Below are 19632 nucleotides of genomic sequence, written 5' to 3'. Positions count from 1 at the left end.
TTCCTTCAGAGTTGGCGCATGTGCGCCGCGAGTTGATTGTCCAGTTGATCGGGGCTGGCGCTCAGGCCTTCGCGCACACCAGCGATGTCTTGCCCGGAGCGGTTCTGGCTGAGCTTGCGCGCACCTTGCAGGCGCGCGATGGGCAGACGGATACCGACGATGGCGCGGAGCATGCCCTCGATGTAGTCGGCAGGGGCGTCGGTGACTTTCCATGGTTCGCTGCGACCCTGTTCGTGGCGGTCGGTCAGGCGGCTTACGATAGCCAGTAGCGGCTCGGCCTCATGGATAACTTCGGCCGGGCCATAAGCGTGCACCGCCAGGTAGTTCCAGGTCGGCACCACCTTGGGGTTTTCGGCCTTGCTTGGGTAATAGCCGGGGCTGACATAGGCATCGGCGCCGGGGAATACCAGCAGTGCTTCGCCGCCGTGCTGCAGGTCTTGCCATTGGCGGTTGGCCCGGGCCAGGTGGGCATACACAGTGCCGAAATCGCCCTCGGCGGTATCGACCAGCACCGGCAGGTGCGTGGCCAGAAGGCCCTGTTCGCCCTGGCTGACCAGAACGGCCAGGCGGGTGTCTAGCATGTGCTGGTGCAAGCGGGTGAGGTCGTGTTCCTGATGCGGCTTACTGTTGTACATGGCGGGATCCTTGTCGAATGGTTCCATCCTAGGCAGGCTATTGGTTCTGGGTAAGATCCATTAATGCCTGTTTTCATAGGTCCAATATCATGCGCGAGTCGCCCCTCATACTGCCTTTCGACCCTGCCGGGATCGCCCTGGATCGCAGCCGCGGGCTTAGCCAGCAGCTATATCAGGCGTTGCGAGCGCGGGTGCTGGATGGGCGCCTGAGCAGTGGTACTCGTCTGCCGGCTACGCGCGACCTGGCTGCCATGTTGGCGCTTTCACGCAACAGCGTGGTGCGCGCGTACGATCAACTGTATGCCGAGGGCTTCATCGAAAGCCGGGTCGGTGATGGCACCTACGTTAGCCGGTTGCCAAAACTGTCCACACAAGTATCCACAGGGTTATACCTGGGCTTATCAACAGGTTTATCCACATTTCGTCAAGAAAATACTGAGGATTTATCCAGCGGGAGGCATATCAGCGCGCCTCTGCAGCGCCTGAAAAACAACCATTTGCCACCCCCCAGAAGCGGTTTGCCGCGTGCTTTTCGCGTTGGTATTCCAGCATTCGACCTGTTCCCGTTTGACGTCTGGGCCAAGCTACAGGCGGGTTTCTGGCGCAACCCATCGCCTGCACAACTGGGCTATGGTGACCCCGCTGGCGAGCCGGCTTTGCGCGATCTGATAGCGGCCTATCTACGCCGCTCGCGGGGGCTGAGCTGTACGGCTGAACAAATTGTGATCACAAGCGGTGCGCAGCAGGCCATCAGCCTTTGTGCACAGTTGCTGCTGCAGCCGGGCGACGGTGTGGCTGTGGAAAACCCAGGCTATCGGGCGGCCGCTCATGCCTTCACGCTCGCGGGTGGCCGGGTGTGTGGCGTGCCTGTGGATGAAGACGGGCTGGACTGCGGCCGGCTGGAACAGTTGACCGATTGCCGACTGACCTATGTCACGCCTGCACACCAATACCCGACCGGGGTGACCATGAGCCTTGCACGTCGCCTGGCATTGCTGGCCTGGGCTGAACGCAGTGACGGCTGGATCATCGAGGACGACTACGACGGCGAGTATCGCTACAGCGGTGCGCCGCTGGCCCCGCTGGCAGCGCTCGACCGGCACGGGCGGGTGCTGTATGTCGGCACCTTCGGCAAGATCGCCTTCCCGGCGTTGCGTCTAGGCTACCTGGTGCTTCCGTCGAAACTGGTGCAGGCCTTCAGCCAGGGCAGAGCTATAGCGGTGCGGCATTCGGAGGTCAGCAGCCAGTGCGTGATGGCCGAGTTCATGGCCCGTGGCCATTTTCAGCGGCACATCCGCCGTATGCGCAAGGCGGCATTGAAGCGGCGCGATGTGCTCAAGGCCGGTTGGCCTGTGGATATTCCGGGGTTGGGTGCAATGCCGGAAGTGGCGGCTGGGCTGCATGTGAAGGTCAATGTGGATAACTTTGCTCGGGAGCAGGAGTTGGTGGCCAAGGCTGAGGCGGTGGAAGTGGAAGTGACGCCACTGAGCAATTTCTGGTTGGCGGACTGCGAGGTGCCTGTGGATAAGCGGGCGGGGCTGGTGCTGGGCTTCGCGGCGGTGCCGGAGGGCGAGATAGCCGAAGCCTTGATGAAATTACGCAAAGTCTGGAGAAAATGAAGGGGGCTGCAAAGCAGCCCCCGGTTCAACATCACGTACCGGACTTTATCCGCGTCCAGGCGCGGGTCCTGGCCCGTTCGGCATTTCGCGTCAAAGGCTTGAGGGTATACAGCTTGGCCATCGCCTCTGCCGTCGGATACAGGTTGGGGTTGTTGCGAATCGTCGGATTCACCTTGTCGGTCGCATCCTTGTTCGGGTTCGGATACCCCACGAAGTCGCTGATCGGCGCAATCACCTCTGGCCGCAGCAGGTAATTGATGAACGTATGCGCATCCTCCGGGTTCGCAGCGCCCTTTGGAATCGCCAGCATGTCGAACCAGATCGGCGCGCCTTCCTTGGGCAGGCGCATGTCCACCACCACGCCGTTGTTCGCCTCACGGGCGCGGTTGGCTGCCTGCGAGAAGCTGCCGCTGTAGCCCACTGCCACACAGATGTCGCCATTGGCGATGTCTGCCATGTACTTCGAGGAGTGGAAGTAGGTGATATGCGGACGAATCTTCAGCATCAGTTCCTCGGCCTTCTTGTAGTCCGCCGGTTTGTCGCTGTTCGGCGGCAAGCCCAGGTACTGCAGCGCCAGCGGTAGAATCTCCGACGGCGAGTCGAGCAGGGCCACGCCGCACTGCTTGAGCTTGGCGATGTTCTCTTCCTTGAAGATCAGGTCCCAGCTGTCCACCGGCGCGTTGTCGCCGAGTGCAGCCTTGACCTTGGCCGGGTTGAAGCCGATCAGCACGGTGCCGTACATATACGGCACGGCAAACTTGTTGCCCGGGTCGTTAGCTTCGATCAGCTTCATCAGTGCCGGGTCCAGGTGTTGCCAGTTCGGCAGCTTGCTGCGATCCAGCGGCTGGAACACCCCGGCTTCGATCTGCTTGGCGAGGAACACGTTGGACGGTACTACCACGTCATAGCCGGAGTTGCCGGTCAGCAGCTTGGCTTCCAGCGCCTCGTTGGTGTCGAAGATGTCGTACACCAGCTTCACGCCGCTGTCCTTCTGGAAGGCAGTCAAGGTCTGTGGGGTGATGTAATCGAACCAGTTATATACACGCAGGGTGCGCTGCTCGGCTTGTGCATGCAGGGCGCCTGCGAACAGGGTGGCAGCGATGAACGGGGCGAGCAGACGTTTGAGTCGGACCATTATCGGGCTCCTGACTGGGCGCGCTGGAAGCCTTCCAGCACATTGACCGCGTTGATGCCGATTTCTTCCACAGCGTAGCCGCCTTCCATCACGAACAGGGTCGGCTTGCCGAGTTGGCCGATGCGCTTGCCCATTTCCAGGTAATCCGGGCTGTCCAGCTTGAACTGCGAGATGGGGTCGTCCTTGAAGGTGTCCACACCCAGGGAGATGACCAGCACGTCGGCGTCATAGCTGGCGATGCGCTTGCAGGCATCCTCCAGGGCTGCGCTCCAGGCGGCCCAGTCGCTACCGGCGGGCAAGGGGTAGTTGATGTTGTAGCCCTGGCCTGCGCCTTCGCCGGTTTCATCGGCATAGCCGAGGAAGAACGGGAATTCGTCCTGCGGGTCGCCGTGGATCGAGGCGAAGAACACGTCGTCGCGGCTGTAGAAGATGTCCTGCGTACCGTTGCCGTGGTGGTAGTCGACGTCAAGGATGGCGACCTTGCGTCGGCCTTGGTCGAGGAAGGCCTGGGCGGCGATGGCGGCATTATTCAGATAGCAGTAGCCGCCCATCACTTCGCCGGCAGCGTGGTGCCCTGGCGGACGGCACAGGGCGAACGCGGCATGGGCGCCTTGCTGAATTGCAGCCTGGGCGGTCAGGGCAACTTGCGCAGCACTGTAGGCCGCCTGCCAGGTACCCGCGGTGATGGGGGCGCCGGCATCGAAACTGTAGTAACCCAGTTCGCCATGCAGGCCGGTCGGCTTGACCTGGCGCAGTGTGCGGGCCGGCCAGGTGAAGGGCAGCAGGTCACCCTCTTGGCCCAGCGCAGCCCAGCGGGCCCAGGCGCCTTCGAAGAAATCCAGGTAATCGGCGCTGTGGACGCGCAACAACGGCGCACGGCCGAAGTCGGTCGGGCCCTGGATGTCGCCGAGCTTGCGTTTTTTCACCTGGTCGAGCACATGGTCGGCGCGCGAAGGCATTTCGAAACAGGGCATCAGCTTGCCATCGATCAGCTCGCAGCGGCCGTGGTGCAGGCGGTGGTCATCGGAATAGATCGTCAGCATTGTTGTTCTCCGGTGGGACTGGCGTGGGTCCATTGTCATGGGCTGATCAGCAGGGGAGAACGACGCAAACGGCCAAAAGGGGATTGATATGGCCAAGGTCTTTGGCCGGATGGGTGGTGACCTATCCGGCCTTTTCGCGGGTGAACCCGCTCCTACAATGGCCACCAGGGCGTCAGGGGTTGTGACGCCCCTGTAGGAGCGGGTTTACCCGCGAAGAGGCCAGAACAGGTCAACCACGAAAATGGCTGGGCGCCACGCCACTCCAGCGCTGGAAGGCATGCCGAAAACTGGCCGTCTCACTGAACCCCAAAGTCTCTGCAATCCGGTAGATCGGCATCTGTTCATCGGCCAGCAACTGCTTGGCCCGCTCGAACCTCAGCTCGTCCAACAGCTGTTGATAACTGCTGCCCAGCGCCTGCAAATGCCGGCGCAGGGTGCGCGAAGAGCAGTTCATCTGCCGCGCAAGCCCTTCCAGCCCGGGTGCTGCGTCCAGTTGCTGCGCCAGCAGCTGGCGAATCCGTCCCAGCCATGCCTGGCGACCGGTGAATTCAAGGTTCAGGCGCCGGCAGCGCTCGCTCATGGCTTTGTGAGTAATCGGGTCGGCCAGCGGCAGCGGCATATCCAGCCATCGCCGTTCGAAGGCAAAGGCATTGTCCTCGGCGGCGAAACCGATCGGGCATTGAAAGGCTCCGGCATAGAGCGCGTGGTAACCAGGGCGAGGGTGTTCGAAGCGTGCGCCAAGCAGCGGCAACGGCCGGCCAAGCAGGTCATCACAGATGACTTTCAGCGACACCAGGCAGAACTCGGCGTTGAAAGCGCTCAGCGCCGGGCTGTCCTGGTAATCGCTGGCGCTGAACCAGACACGTTGGCCGTCGTCGAGCAAGCGCAGCTTGAAGACTGTTCCCAGCAGTGCCGGATACTGCAGCGCCAGGCGTAGGGCGTCACCCAAAGTGGCACTGGAGAGCAGCGCGTAACCGAGCATGCCGTAGCACGACACGCGCATGCGCTGGCCCAGTTCCAGGCCAATGTCCTCGCGCCGGGCCACAGCATTGGCGCAAACCTGCAGCTCCTGCTGGGTGGTGATGCGCGCATCGGCATGCCCCAGGTCTGCCGGGCCAATGCCGCTGCCGGCCAGCAACGCCGACGCCTCGCAACCGTCTGCCTGGAAGACGTTGAGGATCAGCGAAACTGCGTTGAGGGTGGTCAGGTGGCTGTGCAGCATGCTGGGTAATCCCGTTTGGCTGGGACGCATTACGGAGCAAGTTATGTGCCGATATCCGGGGCTGCAGGCAAACCACATACCCTGCCGGCGCGGCCGGGTGTTGCGAAGGCTGCATAGCGGCCTCCAAAACCTTCAGGCAAAAAAAAGGCCCGAAGCAAGCGCTCGGGCCTTGGAAAGGTTGAGAGGTGTCTAGTCCCTCGACCTGGTGAGACTGTTTACAGCGGCCTGATTACGCCTTCAGCGGAACCAGACGTGGAGCGATCATGTTTTCCGGACGCAGGATGTCGTCGAGCATCGCGTCGTCCAGCAGCTTCTCTTCGCGCACCAGTTCCAGTACGCCGCGGCCGCTTTCCAGGGCAACGCGGGCAATACGGGTGGCGTTTTCGTAGCCGATGTACGGGTTCAGTGCGGTAACCAGGCCGATCGAGTGCTCGACCAGTTCACGGCAGCGCTGTTCGTTGGCGGTGATGCCGACGATGCAGTGCTCGCGCAGCATGTCCATGGCGCGTTGCAGCAGGCGGATCGAGTCGAAGATCTTGTAGGCGATCAGCGGCTCCATCACGTTCAGCTGCAGCTGACCACCTTCGGCGGCGACGGTCAGGGCCAGGTCGTTGCCCATGATGGCGAAGGCCACCTGGTTCACAGCTTCTGGAATAACCGGGTTGACCTTGCCTGGCATGATCGAGCTGCCTGGCTGACGCGCTGGCAGGTTGATCTCGTTGATGCCGGTGCGTGGGCCGCTGGACAGCAGGCGCAGGTCGTTGCAGATCTTCGACAGCTTGACCGCGGTGCGCTTGAGCATGCCGGAGAACAGCACGAAGGCGCCCATGTCGGAGGTGGCTTCGATCAGGTCGGCAGCCGGTACCAGCGGGTGGCCGCTGATGGTGGCCAGGCGCTGTACGGCCAAGGCCTGGTAGCCAGGGTCGGCGTTGATGCCAGTACCGATGGCGGTACCGCCCAGGTTGATTTCGGTCAGCAGTTCCGGAGCCAGCGAGCGCAGGCGCTGCAGGTCTTCAGTCATGGTGGTGGCGAAGGCGCGGAATTCCTGGCCCAGGGTCATCGGTACGGCGTCCTGCAGCTGGGTACGGCCCATCTTCAGTACGTGGTCGAATTCTTTACCCTTGGCAGCGAAGGCCTGGATCAGGCTATCAAGGCTGGCCAGCAGCGCGTCGTGGCCCAGCAGCAGGCCCAGGCGGATTGCGGTCGGGTAGGCGTCGTTGGTCGACTGCGCCATGTTCACGTCGTTGTTAGGGTGCAGGTACTGGTACTCACCCTTCTGGTGGCCCATGGCCTCCAGCGCAACGTTGGCAATGACTTCGTTGGCGTTCATGTTGGTAGAAGTACCAGCGCCGCCCTGGATCATGTCTACCACGAACTGGTCGTGGAAATCGCCTTTGATCAGGCGGGCGCAGGCTGCGGAAATGGCAGCGTGCTTGGCATCGCTCAGGTGACCCAGCTCACGGTTGGCGTCGGCAGCGGCCTGCTTGACCATGGCCAGGGCCACGACCAGCTTCGGGTAGTGCGACAGCGGAACACCGGAGAGGTGGAAGTTGTTGGCAGCGCGCAGGGTCTGGATGCCGTAGTAGGCATCTGCAGGAACTTCAAGGGTACCCAACAAGTCTTTTTCGACGCGGAACGATGCAGCAGAGGACATGATGTATATCATCTCGATTTTGACCCGGCACATGCCGGAATGGCGCCAATCCTAGGCCTGAAGGTGTTTTTGCGGCCAATGCTATTGCACGCTAACCTATGCACAAACGGCATAGTGTTTCATGTGACGCCAATTGATATTCGAGCGTGTTCCATTTTGGTGCGCGCCGGGAGATGTGCTTCGTGAACCTTGAAAGCAAATGGCTGGAAGACTTCAGTGCTCTGGCCGCTACCCGCAGTTTTTCCCAGGCCGCAGAGCGGCGTTTCGTGACCCAACCGGCCTTCAGCCGGCGAATTCGCAGCCTTGAGGCGGCGTTGGGCCTGCAACTGGTGAACCGCTCTCGCACACCCATCGAGCTGACCGAGGCGGGTCAGCTATTTCTCGTCACAGCACGTACTGTTGTCGACCAGTTGAGCGAAATTCTCCGCCATTTGCATCACTTGGAAGGCGGGCAGGGCGAGGTGGTGCAGGTGGCTGCGGCACACTCCTTGGCGTCGGGTTTCTTCCCCCGTTGGGTGGCCCAGTTGCGCAACGACGGGTTGAACATCGCCACCCGCCTGGTTGCGACTAACGTCGGAGATGCCGTACATGCACTGCGCGAAGGCGGCTGCGACCTGATGCTGGCGTTCTACGACCCGGACGCGGCCTTGCAGATGGATGCCGAGATCTTCCCGTCGCTGCACATGGGCACCACTGAAATGCTGCCGGTGTGCGCTGTGGATGCCGATGGCAAGCCATTGTTCGACCTGGAGGGCGAGGGCAGTGTGCCGTTGCTAGCCTACACCGCCGGCGCGTTCCTCGGCCGCTCGGTCAACTTGCTGCTGCGCCAGCGCAACCTGCGGTATACCACCGTTTATGAAACTGCCATGGCCGACAGCCTCAAGAGCATGGCCCTGGAAGGGATGGGCATCGCTTGGGTGCCGCGTCTGTCCATGCGTGGCGAGCTCGAACGCGGTGAACTGGCGATCTGCGGCGGTAGCCAATGGCATGTGCCGCTGGAAATCCGCCTGTACCGCTGCGCGCTGGTGCGTAAGGCTAACGTCCGCTTGCTATGGCGCAAGCTGGAGTCGTCTGGAGCACAAGGTGAAGCGTCACTTTGAATTGTCCTTCAGGTATTCAGTGATTTGATGCAGGCGTGCAGCGCTCGTCGACCCCGAGGCAGCAGGAAAAAGTTGTCCCACGAGACAGCTTGCCCTTTGATCCGGCATGTGCTTGTAGGGGTGGGCGGCCAGCCTTTAAATACGTTACAATCCCGCGCCTTCGGCCGACCTGGTCGATTCAGAATCCGTATGACAAGCCACGCCGGCCCACCTGCGTGGCTTGTTGCTTTTAGCGCGCCAGAAGGCGCTTGCAGGAGAGGCTCGACGATGAGTGCACTGGTTGGCGTGATCATGGGCTCCAAGTCCGATTGGTCCACCCTTAGCCACACCGCCGATATGCTGGAAAAACTCGGCATTCCCTACGAAGTGAAGGTGGTTTCCGCCCACCGCACCCCGGATCTGCTGTTCCAGTATGCCGAGGAGGCTGAGGGCCGTGGCATCGAGGTGATCATCGCCGGTGCCGGTGGCGCAGCCCACCTGCCAGGCATGTGCGCCGCCAAGACCCACCTGCCGGTGCTGGGCGTGCCGGTGCAGTCGTCGATGCTGTCGGGCGTCGATTCGCTGCTGTCGATCGTGCAGATGCCAGCCGGTGTGCCGGTTGCCACCCTGGCCATCGGCCGTGCCGGTGCGGTCAACGCTGCCCTGCTGTCGGCCAGCATTCTGGGCGCCAAGTACCCGCAGTACCACGCGGCGTTGAAGCAGTTCCGCACGGAACAGACCGACACCGTGCTGGACAACCCAGACCCGCGCCAGGCTTGAGGCTCAACCCATGAAGATCGGTGTAATCGGTGGCGGCCAGCTGGGCCGCATGCTGGCCTTGGCGGGTACCCCGCTGGGCATGAACTTCGCCTTCCTCGACCCGGCACCGGACGCCTGCGCTGCGCCCCTGGGCGAGCACCTGCGTGCCGACTACGGCGATCAGGACCACCTGCGTCAGCTGGCCGACGAAGTCGACCTGGTCACCTTCGAGTTCGAAAGCGTCCCGGCCGAGACCGTGGCCTTCCTCTCGCAGTTCGTGCCCGTGTACCCCAGCGCCGAATCGCTGCGCATCGCTCGTGACCGCCTGTTCGAAAAGAGCATGTTCCGCGACCTGGGCATCCCCACCCCGGCCTTCGCCGACATCCTCTCGCAGGCCGATCTGGACGCCGCAGTGGCCAGCATCGGCCTGCCGGCCGTGCTGAAAACCCGCACCCTGGGTTACGACGGCAAGGGCCAGAAGGTGCTGCGCACGCCAGAAGACGTGGTGGGTACCTTCGCCGAGCTGGGCAGCGTGCCATGCCTGCTGGAGGGCTTCGTGCCGTTCACCGGCGAGGTGTCGCTGGTGGCCGTGCGTGGCCGCGATGGTGAAACCCGCTTCTACCCGCTGGTGCACAATACCCACGAGAGCGGCATTCTGCGCTTGTCGGTAGCCAGCCAGGCACACCCGCTGCAGGCTCTGGCCGAAGATTACGTCGGCCGCGTGTTGCAGAAGCTGGATTACGTTGGCGTGATGGCCTTCGAGTTCTTCGAAGTTGATGGTGGCTTGAAGGCCAACGAAATCGCCCCGCGCGTGCACAACTCCGGGCACTGGACCATCGAAGGCGCCGAGTGCAGCCAGTTCGAGAACCATCTGCGTGCCGTGGCCGGCCTGCCACTTGGCTCGACCGCCAAGGTGGGCGAGAGCGCGATGCTCAACTTCATCGGTGAAGTGCCGGCCGTGGACAAGGTTGTCGCCATCGGGGACTGCCACCTGCACCACTACGGCAAGGCCTTCAAGGTTGGCCGCAAGGTAGGACACGCCACCCTGCGCTGCCCTGACATGGCCACCCTCGAGCGCAAGATTGCCGAAGTAGAGGCGCTGATCAGCAACTGATCGGGCTTCGAATCGAACTTCTGCAAGCGGCATGCCCTCTGAATATGGCAACAAGCCGAAGCCCGTCTAGGCTTTGGCTTGTTCCAACTTCACTGCAGAGGGATTGCCATGGGTATCATTGGAACCATCTTCATCGGCCTCATCGTCGGCCTGCTGGCCCGCTTCATCAAACCGGGCGATGACAGCATGGGCTGGATCATGACCATCCTGCTGGGTATTGCCGGCTCCTTGTTGGCTACCTATGGCGGCCAGGCGCTGGGTATATACCAGGCTGGGCAGGCGGCGGGCTTCTTTGGTGCGCTGGTCGGTGCCGTGGTCCTGCTGGTGATCTACGGATTCATCAAGAAACGCTGATTACTGGTTAGAATGCTCGGCAATTCATTCGAGTTGCCGAGCATTTTCATGCGTGCCTTTTTCCTCGTCCCCTTGCTGTTGGCCAGTACCCTGGCCCATGCCGAACTGCCCGAAACCGACTGGCTGGAGCTGATGCCCAGGTCGGACCAGAAGGCGCTCGAACAAATGCCTGAAATCGACCACAACTCGCCGGAAGCCATGGGCACCTTTACCGCCAAGGGTGGCCTCAAGCAGAGCAAGGGCCTGCCTGCGGTGATGTACTCGACCAAGACCGTTGCGGCCATGAATGGCAAGGACATCCGCCTGGGTGGCTACCCTGTGCCGCTGGAGAGTGACGCCAAGGGCAACAGCACGTTGTTCTTCCTGGTGCCGTACCCGGGTGCGTGCATCCATGTGCCGCCACCGCCGCCCAACCAGTTGGTACTGGTGCGCTACCCGAAAGGCCTGAAGATCGATGATATCTACACCCCGCTGTGGGTCAGCGGCAAGCTGAAGGTGGAGAAGGTCAGCAATGACCTGGCCGATGCGGCCTATGCGCTGGATGCAGACAAGGTGAGGGTGGTGGAAGACGCAGACCTTTGATAATTGCCCCGGCCTCTTCGCGGGCAAGCCCGCGAAGAGGCCGGTAAAAAAAGAGCAGGGCTCAGATATTTTCACAACCGATCTGGACGCCCAGCGAATGACTCGCCCCAGGCTTCAACTCCACCAGGTCATCCCACACATTCGCTGTCTCGATGCACAGCATTCGCTGCCATCCATCGTCAGCCATGTCCGCCAGCTCCTTGGCCCGCTCGGTCCACGGGTTCCAGATCACCGCCGAGCGCGAGCCGCTGCTGGTCAAGGTAATCCGCCGATTCCAATGCGGGTCGACGATGCTGAGGGTCTGCGGGGTGTTCAGGTAGATCCGGTCCGTCTCCCCGGCAAACGTCAGTGCCCCCTGCTGCTGGCGCTGTTCCCAGCCCGCCAGGGTTTCGATATAACCCAGCCCGTCGACGCCCTCGACCCGCGCCTGGCGCACATCGCTGACCGCGAAGTAGCTATGCAGGGCCTGGCTGATGGTCACGGGGGTATTGCCCATGTTGCGGCTGGTCAGGCTCAGTTTCAGCTCTGCGCCCATCTCCACCACCAGTTTCAGCTCGACATCATGGGGCCAACCGGGCAGGTCGCCCTGCGCTTCAGGCAGTTCGAACTCGATCCGCAGGGTTTCGCCCACTTCCTCGATACCCAGCAATTGCCAGTCACGCGTGCGCGCAAGCCCGTGGGCAGGCGCTGGTGTTCCCTGGTACATGGCCTGGACGGCCTGAGGGTTGCGCTGCAGGTTGCCAAACCATGGCCAGCACACCGGTACCCCGGCGCGTACCGACTTGCCCTGGCGGAAGATGGCCTGGTCGCTCAGCCACAGCAGCGGCGGTTCGCCTACCTGCTGGTAGCTGAGGACCTGTGCGCCCTGCTGGGCGATCAGGAGTTCGGCACGGTCACTGCTGATACGCCAGCAGTTGAGTTCGCCATGTTGCTCGGTTACGACCTGAAAGGTAGCCATTGCGTTCTTCTCATTGATTGCCAGTGGGCCTTGGACCCGGGCAGATGCAATGAGTTTACCGCCAGCGTGGCTCAGCGACGAGGCACCGAGCGGGTACGACCACTGCCGTCGATGGCGACGAAGACGAATACCGCTTCGGTGACCTTGCGCCATTCGCTGGACAGCGGGTCGTCGCTCCACACCTCGACCATCATCTGGATCGAGCTGCGGCCGATTTCCAGGGTCTGGGTATAGAAAGACAGCTGTGCGCCGACCGCGACGGGTACCAGGAAGGCCATGCGGTCGATGGCGACGGTGGCTACGCGGCCGCCGGCGACACGGCTGGCCATGGCCGTGCCTGCCAGGTCCATCTGCGCAACCAGCCAACCGCCGAAAATATCGCCAAACCCGTTGGTTTCTCGCGGCAATGCGGTGATTTGCAAGGCCAGGTCGCCTTGCGGGATTGGATCTTCTTGTTCGAGCTCAATCATGCGATGGGGCCTCTGACCCGTGACGCTTTTCGTTGGTGTGGCGCAAAGGCCGGGTAAACGATTCAGCTTGAAACATACTACGCCGATTTCGTTTCACTGGGCGGCCGTAGGGAAACTCTGCGAAACCGCCTGACAATAGTGACCGGCGTTTTCGCACAACATCCCACGTTAGGAGCAACATAATCCTACGATTCGCCAGTATATAGGGCATAACGGCCAGCGACGACCGCGCATTCACGAATATCTGTGTGGATTTTGTATCGCTTTCGGCGTAGCTCGGCAATTTGCTATCTTCGCCTGTCTCCAATCCAGAAGCCGCGCGCCAAGCGGCCTGCATGCCCTACAAAGAGAACAACGAGCGATGACTTCCGTGCCCAGCAGTATCGAGCAGCCCTCGCGGCCGCTGACCCGCAGCGACTACAAGACCCTCTCACTGTCCGCCCTGGGTGGTGCGCTGGAGTTCTACGATTTCATCATCTTCGTGTTCTTCGCCACGGTGGTGGGCAAGTTGTTCTTCCCGGCCGACATGCCCGAGTGGCTGCGGCTGATGCAAACGTTCGGCATCTTCGCCGCCGGCTACCTGGCGCGGCCGCTGGGCGGCATCATCATGGCCCACTTCGGCGACTTGCTCGGGCGCAAGAAGATGTTCACCCTGAGCATCTTCATGATGGCCCTGCCGACCCTGATCATGGGCCTGCTGCCGACGTATGCGCAGATCGGCATGTGGGCACCGATCCTGCTGTTGCTGATGCGCGTGATCCAAGGCGCGGCAATCGGCGGCGAAGTACCGGGCGCATGGGTGTTCGTCTCTGAACACGTGCCGGCTCGCAACACCGGCTATGCCTGCGGCACCCTGACCGCCGGCCTGACCGCCGGCATTCTGCTGGGCTCGCTGGTAGCGACCTTGATCAACAGCGTGTACAGCGCGGAAGAAGTGGCTGACTACGCCTGGCGAATCCCGTTCCTGCTTGGCGGTGTGTTCGGCCTGTTCTCGGTGTACCTGCGCCGCTGGCTGCACGAAACCCCGGTGTTCGCCGAAATGCAGCAACGCAAGGCACTGGCCGAGGAGTTGCCACTGCGCGCCGTGCTGCGTGACCACCGTGGTCCGATCATCCTGTCGATGCTGCTGACCTGGATGCTTTCGGCCGGCATTGTAGTGGTCATCCTGATGACCCCGGCGCTGTTGCAGAGCATCTACCACATCAGCCCGACCGACTCGCTCAAGGCCAACAGCCTGGCCATCGTGTTGCTCAGCTTCGGCTGTATTGGTGCCGGCAGCCTGGCCGACCGCTATGGTGCGGGCCGGGTGTTCGTGATCGGCAGCCTGCTTTTGCTGGTCAGCTCCTGGGTCTTCTACCACAGCCTGCCGACCCGTCCCGAGTTGCTGTTCCCGCTGTATGCCGTGACCGGCCTGTGCGTGGGCGTGATTGGCGCAGTGCCTTATGTCATGGTCAAGGCGTTCCCGGCGGTGGTGCGTTTCAGCGGGTTGTCGTTCTCGTACAACGTGGCCTACGCGATCTTTGGCGGGCTGACGCCGATGGTGGTGACCGCACTGCTGAAGGTGAGCCCGATGGCGCCTGCCTACTACGTGGCAGGCCTGTGCGCCGTCGGTCTAGCCGTGGGCCTGTACCTGCTCGCCAACAAGCGCTGATCTGCGCTTCGGCTACTGGCCTCTTCGCGGCTAAAGCCGCTCCTACAGGTTAGGTGTCGGCCTTGAGGCCTGTGCAAACCCCCTGTAGGAACGGCTTTAGCCGCGAAGAGGCCAGACCTGCTTCCAGTGATGGCCTTTCATCCAATTGTCACAATGAAGTCATATCGTATTCATGCGGCCTGCCGATACTTGGGCCCGTTCCATCCAACACCCCAATATTCCTGCTAGGAGCAAGGCATGAAACTGAAGCGTTTGATGGCGGCCCTTACCTTTGCCGCCGCTGGCGTTGCAACCGCCAACGCGGTAGCCGCTGTCGATCCTGCGATCCCGACCTACACCAAGACCACTGGTGTTTCGGGCAACCTCTCCAGCGTTGGTTCCGACACCCTCGCGAACCTCATGACTCTGTGGGCCGAGGCCTACAAGAAGGAATATCCGAACGTAAACATCCAGATCCAGGCTGCCGGCTCCTCTACCGCGCCACCTGCGCTGACCGAAGGCACCGCCAACCTCGGCCCGATGAGCCGCAAGATGAAGGACGTCGAGCTGCAAGCCTTCGAGCAGAAGTACGGCTACAAGCCGACCGCCATCCCGGTCGCCGTCGACGCCCTGGCCGTGTTCGTGCACAAGGACAACCCAATCAAGGGCCTGACCATGGCTCAGGTCGACGCCATCTTCTCCTCCACTCGCCTGTGCGGTGGCAAGGCCGACATCAAGACCTGGGGTGACGTCGGTGTGACCGGCGACCTGGCCAACAAGCCAATCCAGCTGTTCGGCCGCAACTCGGTATCGGGCACCTATGGCTACTTCAAGGAAGAAGCCCTGTGCAAAGGCGACTTCAAGCCTAACGTCAACGAACAGCCTGGCTCGGCTTCGGTCGTGCAGTCGATCAGCTCCTCGCTGAACGGCATCGGCTACTCGGGTATTGGTTACAAGACCGCCAGCGTCAAGACCGTACCCCTGGCCAAGAAAGAAGGCGGCGAGTTTGTTGAAGACAACGAAGCCAACGCCCTGAATGGCACCTACCCGCTGTCGCGCTTCCTGTACGTCTACGTCAACAAGGCGCCGAACAAGCCTCTGGCCCCGCTGGAAGCCGAGTTCGTCAAGCTGGTGCTGTCGCAAGCGGGCCAGCAGGTGGTGGTGAAGGATGGCTACATTCCGCTGCCGGCCAAAGTCGTCGACAAGACCCTGGCTGACCTGGGCCTGTCGCACACCGGTAACGTTGCAAAGAAGTAAGTAATTAAGAAGAGGCCGGTGCCACTGCCCGGCCTCTTCCACGAATTTCCAGTCCGAAGCCAGGTTCCCTGTGCGGCGGGCTTTCGCGCGTCACCACTTTGTAATGTTTTTGTCACACGGGACCGCTAGGGTGTGCGCATGAATGATCTGGCCAATTCCAACATGACCCAAAACTCCCAGCCCGTGCGCATTGATTTCAATACGCCCGAGTTGCAACGCAAGCGCCGCATGCGCGCCCTCAAGGACCGCCTGACCCGCTGGTATGTGCTGGTAGGCGGGCTTGCCGTATTGGCGGCAATCACGTTGATCTTCTTCTACCTGGCTTATGTGGTGCTGCCACTGTTCCAGGGCGCCGAGCTGACCAGCAAGAAAGCCCTGGAGCCGACCTGGCTGCAGCAGGATGCCGGGAAGCCACTGATGATCGCGCTTGAAGAGCAGAATCAGGTGGGGATGCGTGTTTCGGACAAGGGCCAGGCATTGTTCTTCGATACCAAGACCGGTAACGAACTCAAGCGTGTCGAACTACCCGTGCCGGCAGACACCCAGGTCACGTCCATCAGTACTGACCAGCCGGGCAGCGCGCTGGTGGTGCTGGGCCTGTCCAATGGCCAGGCGCTGGTTTTCCAGCACACCTACAAGATCACCTACCCGGACAACAAGAAAACCATCAGCCCTGGCATCGACTACCCGTACGGCGAGCAATCGTTCGTGCTCGACGAGCAGGGGCGTGCGCTGGACCACGTCAGCGTCAACGTCAATGGCGACACCCTGCTGCTTGCCGGCTCTACCGGTGCTCATCTGCAGGTGGTCGAGCTGACCCGCACGGAAAACATGATGACCGAAGAGGTCACCACCGAGCAGAACCGCATCGAACTGCCGCAAATGACCGAGACGGTGAAGAATATCTTCATCGACCCACGCCAGCACTGGCTGTACGTGATCAACGGCCGTGCCACGGCCGACGTGTTCAGCCTGCGCGACAAGAGCCTCAACGGCCGTTACAAGTTGTCTGATAGCGCCGACACCGAAATTACTGCCACGGCCCAGCTGGTTGGCGGCATTTCGCTGATCATCGGTGACTCCAAGGGGGGGCTGGCCCAGTGGTTCATGGCCCGTGACCCGGATGGCGAATCGCGCTTCAAGCAGATCCGTACCTTCCAGATGGGCAAGGCGCCGATCGTGCAGATCGACGCCGAAGAGCGCCGCAAGGGCTTCATCGCCCTGGACGCCGAAGGCAAACTGGGCGTGTTCCACAGCACTGCACACCGAACCCTGCTGGTAGAGCCGGCTGCCGAAGGCCCTGGTACGCTGGCCCTGTCGCCACGCGCCAACCGCATCATCATCGAAGAAGGCGGCAAGTTGTTGCCGTTGAGCCTGCGCAACCCGCACCCGGAAGTTTCGTTCAGCGCGCTGTGGGGCAAGGTGTGGTACGAGAACTACGACGAGCCGAAATACGTCTGGCAATCGACCGCGTCGAACACTGACTTCGAGCCCAAACTGAGCCTGTCGCCGCTGACCTTCGGAACCCTGAAGGCCGCGTTCTACGCCATGATCCTGGCCGCCCCGCTGGCCATTGCCGCAGCCATCTACACCGCCTACTTCATGGCCCCGCGCATGCGCCGCAAGGTCAAGCCGGTGATCGAGCTGATGGAAGCGATGCCGACGGTGATCCTCGGCTTCTTCGCCGGCCTGTTCCTGGCCCCGTACCTGGAAGGCCACCTGCCCGGTGTGTTCAGCCTGTTCCTGCTGATGCCGATCGGTATCCTGCTGGCCGGCTTCTTCTGGAGCCGGTTGCCGGAGTCGATCCGCCTGCGTGTACCGGATGGTTGGGAAGCGGCGATCCTGATTCCGGTCATCCTGTTCACTGGCTGGTTCGCCCTGACCATGAGCCCGCACCTGGAAAGCTGGTTCTTCGGCGGCGACATGCGCCTGTGGATCACCAACGATTTAGGCATCACCTACGACCAGCGCAACGCCCTGGTAGTCGGTATCGCCATGGGCTTCGCGGTCATCCCGAACATCTACTCGATTGCCGAAGATGCCGTGTTCAGTGTGCCGCGCAGTCTGACCCTGGGCTCGCTGGCACTGGGGGCGACGCCTTGGCAGACCCTGACCCGCGTGGTCATCCTCACCGCCAGCCCGGGCATCTTCTCGGCGTTGATGATCGGCATGGGCCGTGCGGTAGGCGAGACCATGATCGTGCTGATGGCTACCGGCAACACGCCGGTGATGGAGATGAACCTGTTCGAGGGCATGCGCACCTTGGCCGCCAACGTGGCTGTGGAAATGCCGGAATCGGAAGTCGGTGGCAGCCACTATCGCGTGCTGTTCCTGGCCGCCCTGGTGCTGCTGATGTTCACCTTCATCATGAACACCTTGGCCGAGCTGATTCGCCAGCGTCTGCGCAAGAAATACTCGTCGCTTTGATAGAAAGGTAGCGATCCGTGAAAAAGGATTCCCTCAAAGGCTGGTTCAAGAGCGGCGCCCCAGGCGTCTGGATGAGCGGCGGTGCGGTGGCCATGGCCGTGATCATGACCGTCGGCCTGCTGGCGGTGATCGCCGTGCGCGGCCTGGGCCACTTCTGGCCAGCCGATCTTGTCCAGGCCACCTACAAGGTGCCAGGCCAGGCCGATCACGTCGTCATTGGCGAAGTGGTGCAGAAGGAGGAAGTACCCCGTGCTCGTCTGAAGGGGGCTGGCCTGCCAGTGCCTGACCAGGGCCCGGAGTTCATGACCCGCGAGCTGATCAAGGTAGGTAACCGCGACCTCAACGGCAGCGACTTTACCTGGGTGGTCGGCGACTGGCTGGTCGACGAACAGCGCCCGGCTGACCTGATGGCCCTTGAGCGCCGCGAGTGGGGCAACTTCTATGGCTACCTGGTCAGCGTCAAGGAACAAGGCCGCGTGGTTGCCGAAGGCCCGGCTGCCTGGAACGAACTGCAGGCCCGCCTCAAGCGTGCCAACCAGCTCAACAGCGAGCTGCAGCAGCTGGAGAAGAAGGACATCGGTGCCATCAACCATGGCCTTGAGCGCCTGCGCCTGCAAGCGCGCAAGCTGGAGCTGGACGGCAAGCTGGACGCCGCCGCCCAGGCCGACATGGACGCCGACCGTGCCGAACTGAACAGCCGCTACAAGGCTATCGAAGACCGCCTGACCGGCCTGCACCAGGCTTTTTCCCGCGACAGCCTGGTGGCCCGGGATGGCAACGGCCGTGAAGTGGAAATCAACCTGAGCAAGGTAGTGCATGCCGTTCAGCCAAACGGCATGTCGGCGTTCACCAAGTTGGGCACCTACTTCGGCAAGGTCTGGGAGTTCCTCAGCGACGACCCGCGTGAAGCCAACACCGAGGGCGGTATCTTCCCGGCCATCTTCGGTACCGTGATGATGACCCTGATCATGGCCGTGATCGTTACCCCGTTCGGCGTGCTGGCTGCCGTGTACCTGCGTGAATACGCCAGGCAGGGCCCGGTCACCCGGCTTATCCGCATTGCGGTTAACAACCTGGCCGGTGTTCCTGCGATCGTCTACGGTGTGTTCGGTCTGGGCTTCTTCGTCTACGTGCTGGGCGGCTCGATCGACCGCCTGTTCTTCCCCGAAGCGCTGCCGGCGCCGACCCTGGGTACCCCGGGCCTGCTGTGGGCATCGCTGACCCTGGCATTGCTGGCGGTACCGGTGGTGATCGTGGCCACCGAAGAAGGCCTGGCGCGAATTCCGCGCACCGTGCGTGAAGGCTCGCTGGCGTTGGGCGCAACCAAGGCCGAGACCCTGTGGAAAATCGTCCTGCCCATGGCCAGCCCGGCCATGATGACCGGCATGATCCTCGCTGTGGCCCGTGCCGCCGGCGAAGTGGCGCCGCTGATGCTGGTAGGTGTGGTGAAGCTGGCGCCGTCGCTGCCGGTGGATGGAAACTACCCGTACCTGCACCTGGACCAGAAGATCATGCACCTGGGCTTCCACATCTATGACGTCGGCTTCCAGAGCCCGAACGTCGAAGCCGCGCGGCCGCTGGTTTATGCCACTGCGCTGCTGCTGGTGCTGGTGATCGCGACCCTCAACCTCTCTGCCGTGTGGATTCGCAACCACCTGCGCGAGAAGTACAAGGCGCTGGACGGCTGACCCTGA

General features: G+C 62.1%; 17 protein-coding genes. 10 read left to right on the top strand and 7 right to left on the bottom strand.

All coding sequences use genetic code 11. The features are described from left to right. Positions 1 to 5 precede the first annotated feature (5 nt). Positions 6 to 635 carry an FMN-binding negative transcriptional regulator gene (locus LU682_RS29300; RefSeq protein ID WP_010955832.1) on the bottom strand — a complete coding sequence of 210 codons (630 nt, stop codon included), beginning with the start codon at positions 633 to 635 and terminating at the stop codon, positions 6 to 8. 89 nt (positions 636 to 724) lie between these two features. Between LU682_RS29300 and pdxR the strand changes: the two genes are divergently transcribed. Then, positions 725 to 2254, top strand: a complete 1530-nt coding sequence (gene pdxR, locus LU682_RS29295) for a MocR-like pyridoxine biosynthesis transcription factor PdxR (RefSeq protein WP_060489256.1) — start codon at positions 725 to 727, stop codon at positions 2252 to 2254. A gap of 31 nt (positions 2255 to 2285) precedes the next feature. Here the strand turns inward: pdxR and LU682_RS29290 are convergent, their stop codons facing one another. The 4 genes from LU682_RS29290 to aspA all read right to left on the bottom strand — a co-directional run bounded on the left by LU682_RS29290 (position 2286) and on the right by aspA (position 7308). Continuing rightward, the gene (locus LU682_RS29290; protein WP_010955830.1) at positions 2286 to 3389 is read right to left on the bottom strand and encodes a polyamine ABC transporter substrate-binding protein; all 1104 of its coding nucleotides are present in this window, start codon (positions 3387 to 3389) and stop codon (positions 2286 to 2288) included. Continuing rightward, the gene (locus LU682_RS29285; protein ID WP_010955829.1) at positions 3389 to 4432 is read right to left on the bottom strand and encodes a histone deacetylase family protein; all 1044 of its coding nucleotides are present in this window, start codon (positions 4430 to 4432) and stop codon (positions 3389 to 3391) included. The genes LU682_RS29290 and LU682_RS29285 overlap by 1 nt, the downstream gene beginning before the upstream one ends. Before the next feature lie 229 nt (positions 4433 to 4661). Then, positions 4662 to 5654, bottom strand: coding sequence for an AraC family transcriptional regulator (locus tag LU682_RS29280; protein WP_020191297.1), 993 nt, complete (start codon positions 5652 to 5654; stop codon positions 4662 to 4664). Between the two features lie 229 nt (positions 5655 to 5883). Continuing rightward, positions 5884 to 7308, bottom strand: a complete 1425-nt coding sequence (gene aspA, locus LU682_RS29275; RefSeq protein ID WP_029380744.1) for an aspartate ammonia-lyase — start codon at positions 7306 to 7308, stop codon at positions 5884 to 5886. Between the two features lie 182 nt (positions 7309 to 7490). Between aspA and LU682_RS29270 the strand changes: the two genes are divergently transcribed. The 5 genes from LU682_RS29270 to LU682_RS29250 all read left to right on the top strand — a co-directional run bounded on the left by LU682_RS29270 (position 7491) and on the right by LU682_RS29250 (position 11196). Then, the gene (locus LU682_RS29270) at positions 7491 to 8408 is read left to right on the top strand and encodes a LysR substrate-binding domain-containing protein (protein WP_010955826.1); all 918 of its coding nucleotides are present in this window, start codon (positions 7491 to 7493) and stop codon (positions 8406 to 8408) included. 267 nt (positions 8409 to 8675) lie between these two features. Then, positions 8676 to 9167: a 5-(carboxyamino)imidazole ribonucleotide mutase gene (purE, locus tag LU682_RS29265; protein WP_003253304.1), complete on the top strand. Its 492-nt coding sequence runs from the start codon at positions 8676 to 8678 to the stop codon at positions 9165 to 9167. Between the two features lie 10 nt (positions 9168 to 9177). Next, positions 9178 to 10260, top strand: coding sequence for a 5-(carboxyamino)imidazole ribonucleotide synthase (locus LU682_RS29260; RefSeq protein WP_010955825.1), 1083 nt, complete (start codon positions 9178 to 9180; stop codon positions 10258 to 10260). Positions 10261 to 10368: 108 nt separating this feature from the next. Beyond that, the gene (locus LU682_RS29255; RefSeq protein ID WP_010955824.1) at positions 10369 to 10614 is read left to right on the top strand and encodes a GlsB/YeaQ/YmgE family stress response membrane protein; all 246 of its coding nucleotides are present in this window, start codon (positions 10369 to 10371) and stop codon (positions 10612 to 10614) included. Between the two features lie 48 nt (positions 10615 to 10662). Beyond that, entirely contained in the window at positions 10663 to 11196 is a 534-nt protein-coding gene (locus LU682_RS29250) for a DUF3299 domain-containing protein (RefSeq protein ID WP_012054120.1), read from the top strand. A 61-nt stretch (positions 11197 to 11257) separates the two neighbouring features. On the opposite strand, the gene LU682_RS29245 is transcribed toward LU682_RS29250, so the two are convergent. Next, entirely contained in the window at positions 11258 to 12154 is an 897-nt protein-coding gene (locus LU682_RS29245) for a D-hexose-6-phosphate mutarotase (protein ID WP_010955822.1), read from the bottom strand. Positions 12155 to 12225: 71 nt separating this feature from the next. Continuing rightward, positions 12226 to 12624 (bottom strand): acyl-CoA thioesterase, encoded by a 399-nt coding sequence (locus LU682_RS29240; protein WP_003253317.1) that lies wholly within the window; start codon positions 12622 to 12624, stop codon positions 12226 to 12228. Positions 12625 to 12985: 361 nt separating this feature from the next. Between LU682_RS29240 and LU682_RS29235 the strand changes: the two genes are divergently transcribed. The 4 genes from LU682_RS29235 to pstA all read left to right on the top strand — a co-directional run bounded on the left by LU682_RS29235 (position 12986) and on the right by pstA (position 19626). Continuing rightward, a complete protein-coding gene (locus LU682_RS29235; protein WP_010955821.1) occupies positions 12986 to 14275 on the top strand; it encodes an MFS transporter in 1290 nt (429 codons plus the stop codon). Positions 14276 to 14512: 237 nt separating this feature from the next. Further along, complete coding sequence (locus LU682_RS29230; RefSeq protein WP_010955820.1) at positions 14513 to 15511, top strand: phosphate ABC transporter substrate-binding protein PstS; 999 nt, start codon at positions 14513 to 14515, stop codon at positions 15509 to 15511. 138 nt (positions 15512 to 15649) lie between these two features. Continuing rightward, positions 15650 to 17938 (top strand): ABC transporter permease subunit, encoded by a 2289-nt coding sequence (locus LU682_RS29225; RefSeq protein WP_049588393.1) that lies wholly within the window; start codon positions 15650 to 15652, stop codon positions 17936 to 17938. 71 nt (positions 17939 to 18009) lie between these two features. Next, positions 18010 to 19626, top strand: a complete 1617-nt coding sequence (pstA, locus tag LU682_RS29220; RefSeq protein ID WP_172830966.1) for a phosphate ABC transporter permease PstA — start codon at positions 18010 to 18012, stop codon at positions 19624 to 19626. Positions 19627 to 19632 lie beyond the last annotated feature (6 nt).

It is taken from the genome of Pseudomonas alloputida, from assembly GCF_021283545.2.
GTDB lineage: Bacteria > Pseudomonadota > Gammaproteobacteria > Pseudomonadales > Pseudomonadaceae > Aquipseudomonas > Aquipseudomonas alloputida.
The sequence above is the reverse complement of the archived record's forward strand: the minus strand, read 5'-3'. Positions and strand labels throughout refer to the sequence as shown.

Coding starts and splice junctions, on each gene's coding strand:
- LU682_RS29235 (WP_010955821.1), top strand. CDS start 12,986: ATGACTTCCGTGCCCAGCAGTATCGAGCAGCCCTCGCGGCCGCTGACC.
- LU682_RS29290 (WP_010955830.1), bottom strand. CDS start 3,389: ATGGTCCGACTCAAACGTCTGCTCGCCCCGTTCATCGCTGCCACCCTG.
- LU682_RS29260 (WP_010955825.1), top strand. CDS start 9,178: ATGAAGATCGGTGTAATCGGTGGCGGCCAGCTGGGCCGCATGCTGGCC.
- pdxR (WP_060489256.1), top strand. CDS start 725: ATGCGCGAGTCGCCCCTCATACTGCCTTTCGACCCTGCCGGGATCGCC.
- pstA (WP_172830966.1), top strand. CDS start 18,010: ATGAGCGGCGGTGCGGTGGCCATGGCCGTGATCATGACCGTCGGCCTG.
- LU682_RS29240 (WP_003253317.1), bottom strand. CDS start 12,624: ATGATTGAGCTCGAACAAGAAGATCCAATCCCGCAAGGCGACCTGGCC.
- LU682_RS29280 (WP_020191297.1), bottom strand. CDS start 5,654: ATGCTGCACAGCCACCTGACCACCCTCAACGCAGTTTCGCTGATCCTC.
- LU682_RS29255 (WP_010955824.1), top strand. CDS start 10,369: ATGGGTATCATTGGAACCATCTTCATCGGCCTCATCGTCGGCCTGCTG.
- LU682_RS29300 (WP_010955832.1), bottom strand. CDS start 635: ATGTACAACAGTAAGCCGCATCAGGAACACGACCTCACCCGCTTGCAC.
- LU682_RS29285 (WP_010955829.1), bottom strand. CDS start 4,432: ATGCTGACGATCTATTCCGATGACCACCGCCTGCACCACGGCCGCTGC.
- LU682_RS29245 (WP_010955822.1), bottom strand. CDS start 12,154: ATGGCTACCTTTCAGGTCGTAACCGAGCAACATGGCGAACTCAACTGC.
- LU682_RS29225 (WP_049588393.1), top strand. CDS start 15,650: ATGAATGATCTGGCCAATTCCAACATGACCCAAAACTCCCAGCCCGTG.
- LU682_RS29230 (WP_010955820.1), top strand. CDS start 14,513: ATGAAACTGAAGCGTTTGATGGCGGCCCTTACCTTTGCCGCCGCTGGC.
- aspA (WP_029380744.1), bottom strand. CDS start 7,308: ATGTCCTCTGCTGCATCGTTCCGCGTCGAAAAAGACTTGTTGGGTACC.
- LU682_RS29250 (WP_012054120.1), top strand. CDS start 10,663: ATGCGTGCCTTTTTCCTCGTCCCCTTGCTGTTGGCCAGTACCCTGGCC.
- purE (WP_003253304.1), top strand. CDS start 8,676: ATGAGTGCACTGGTTGGCGTGATCATGGGCTCCAAGTCCGATTGGTCC.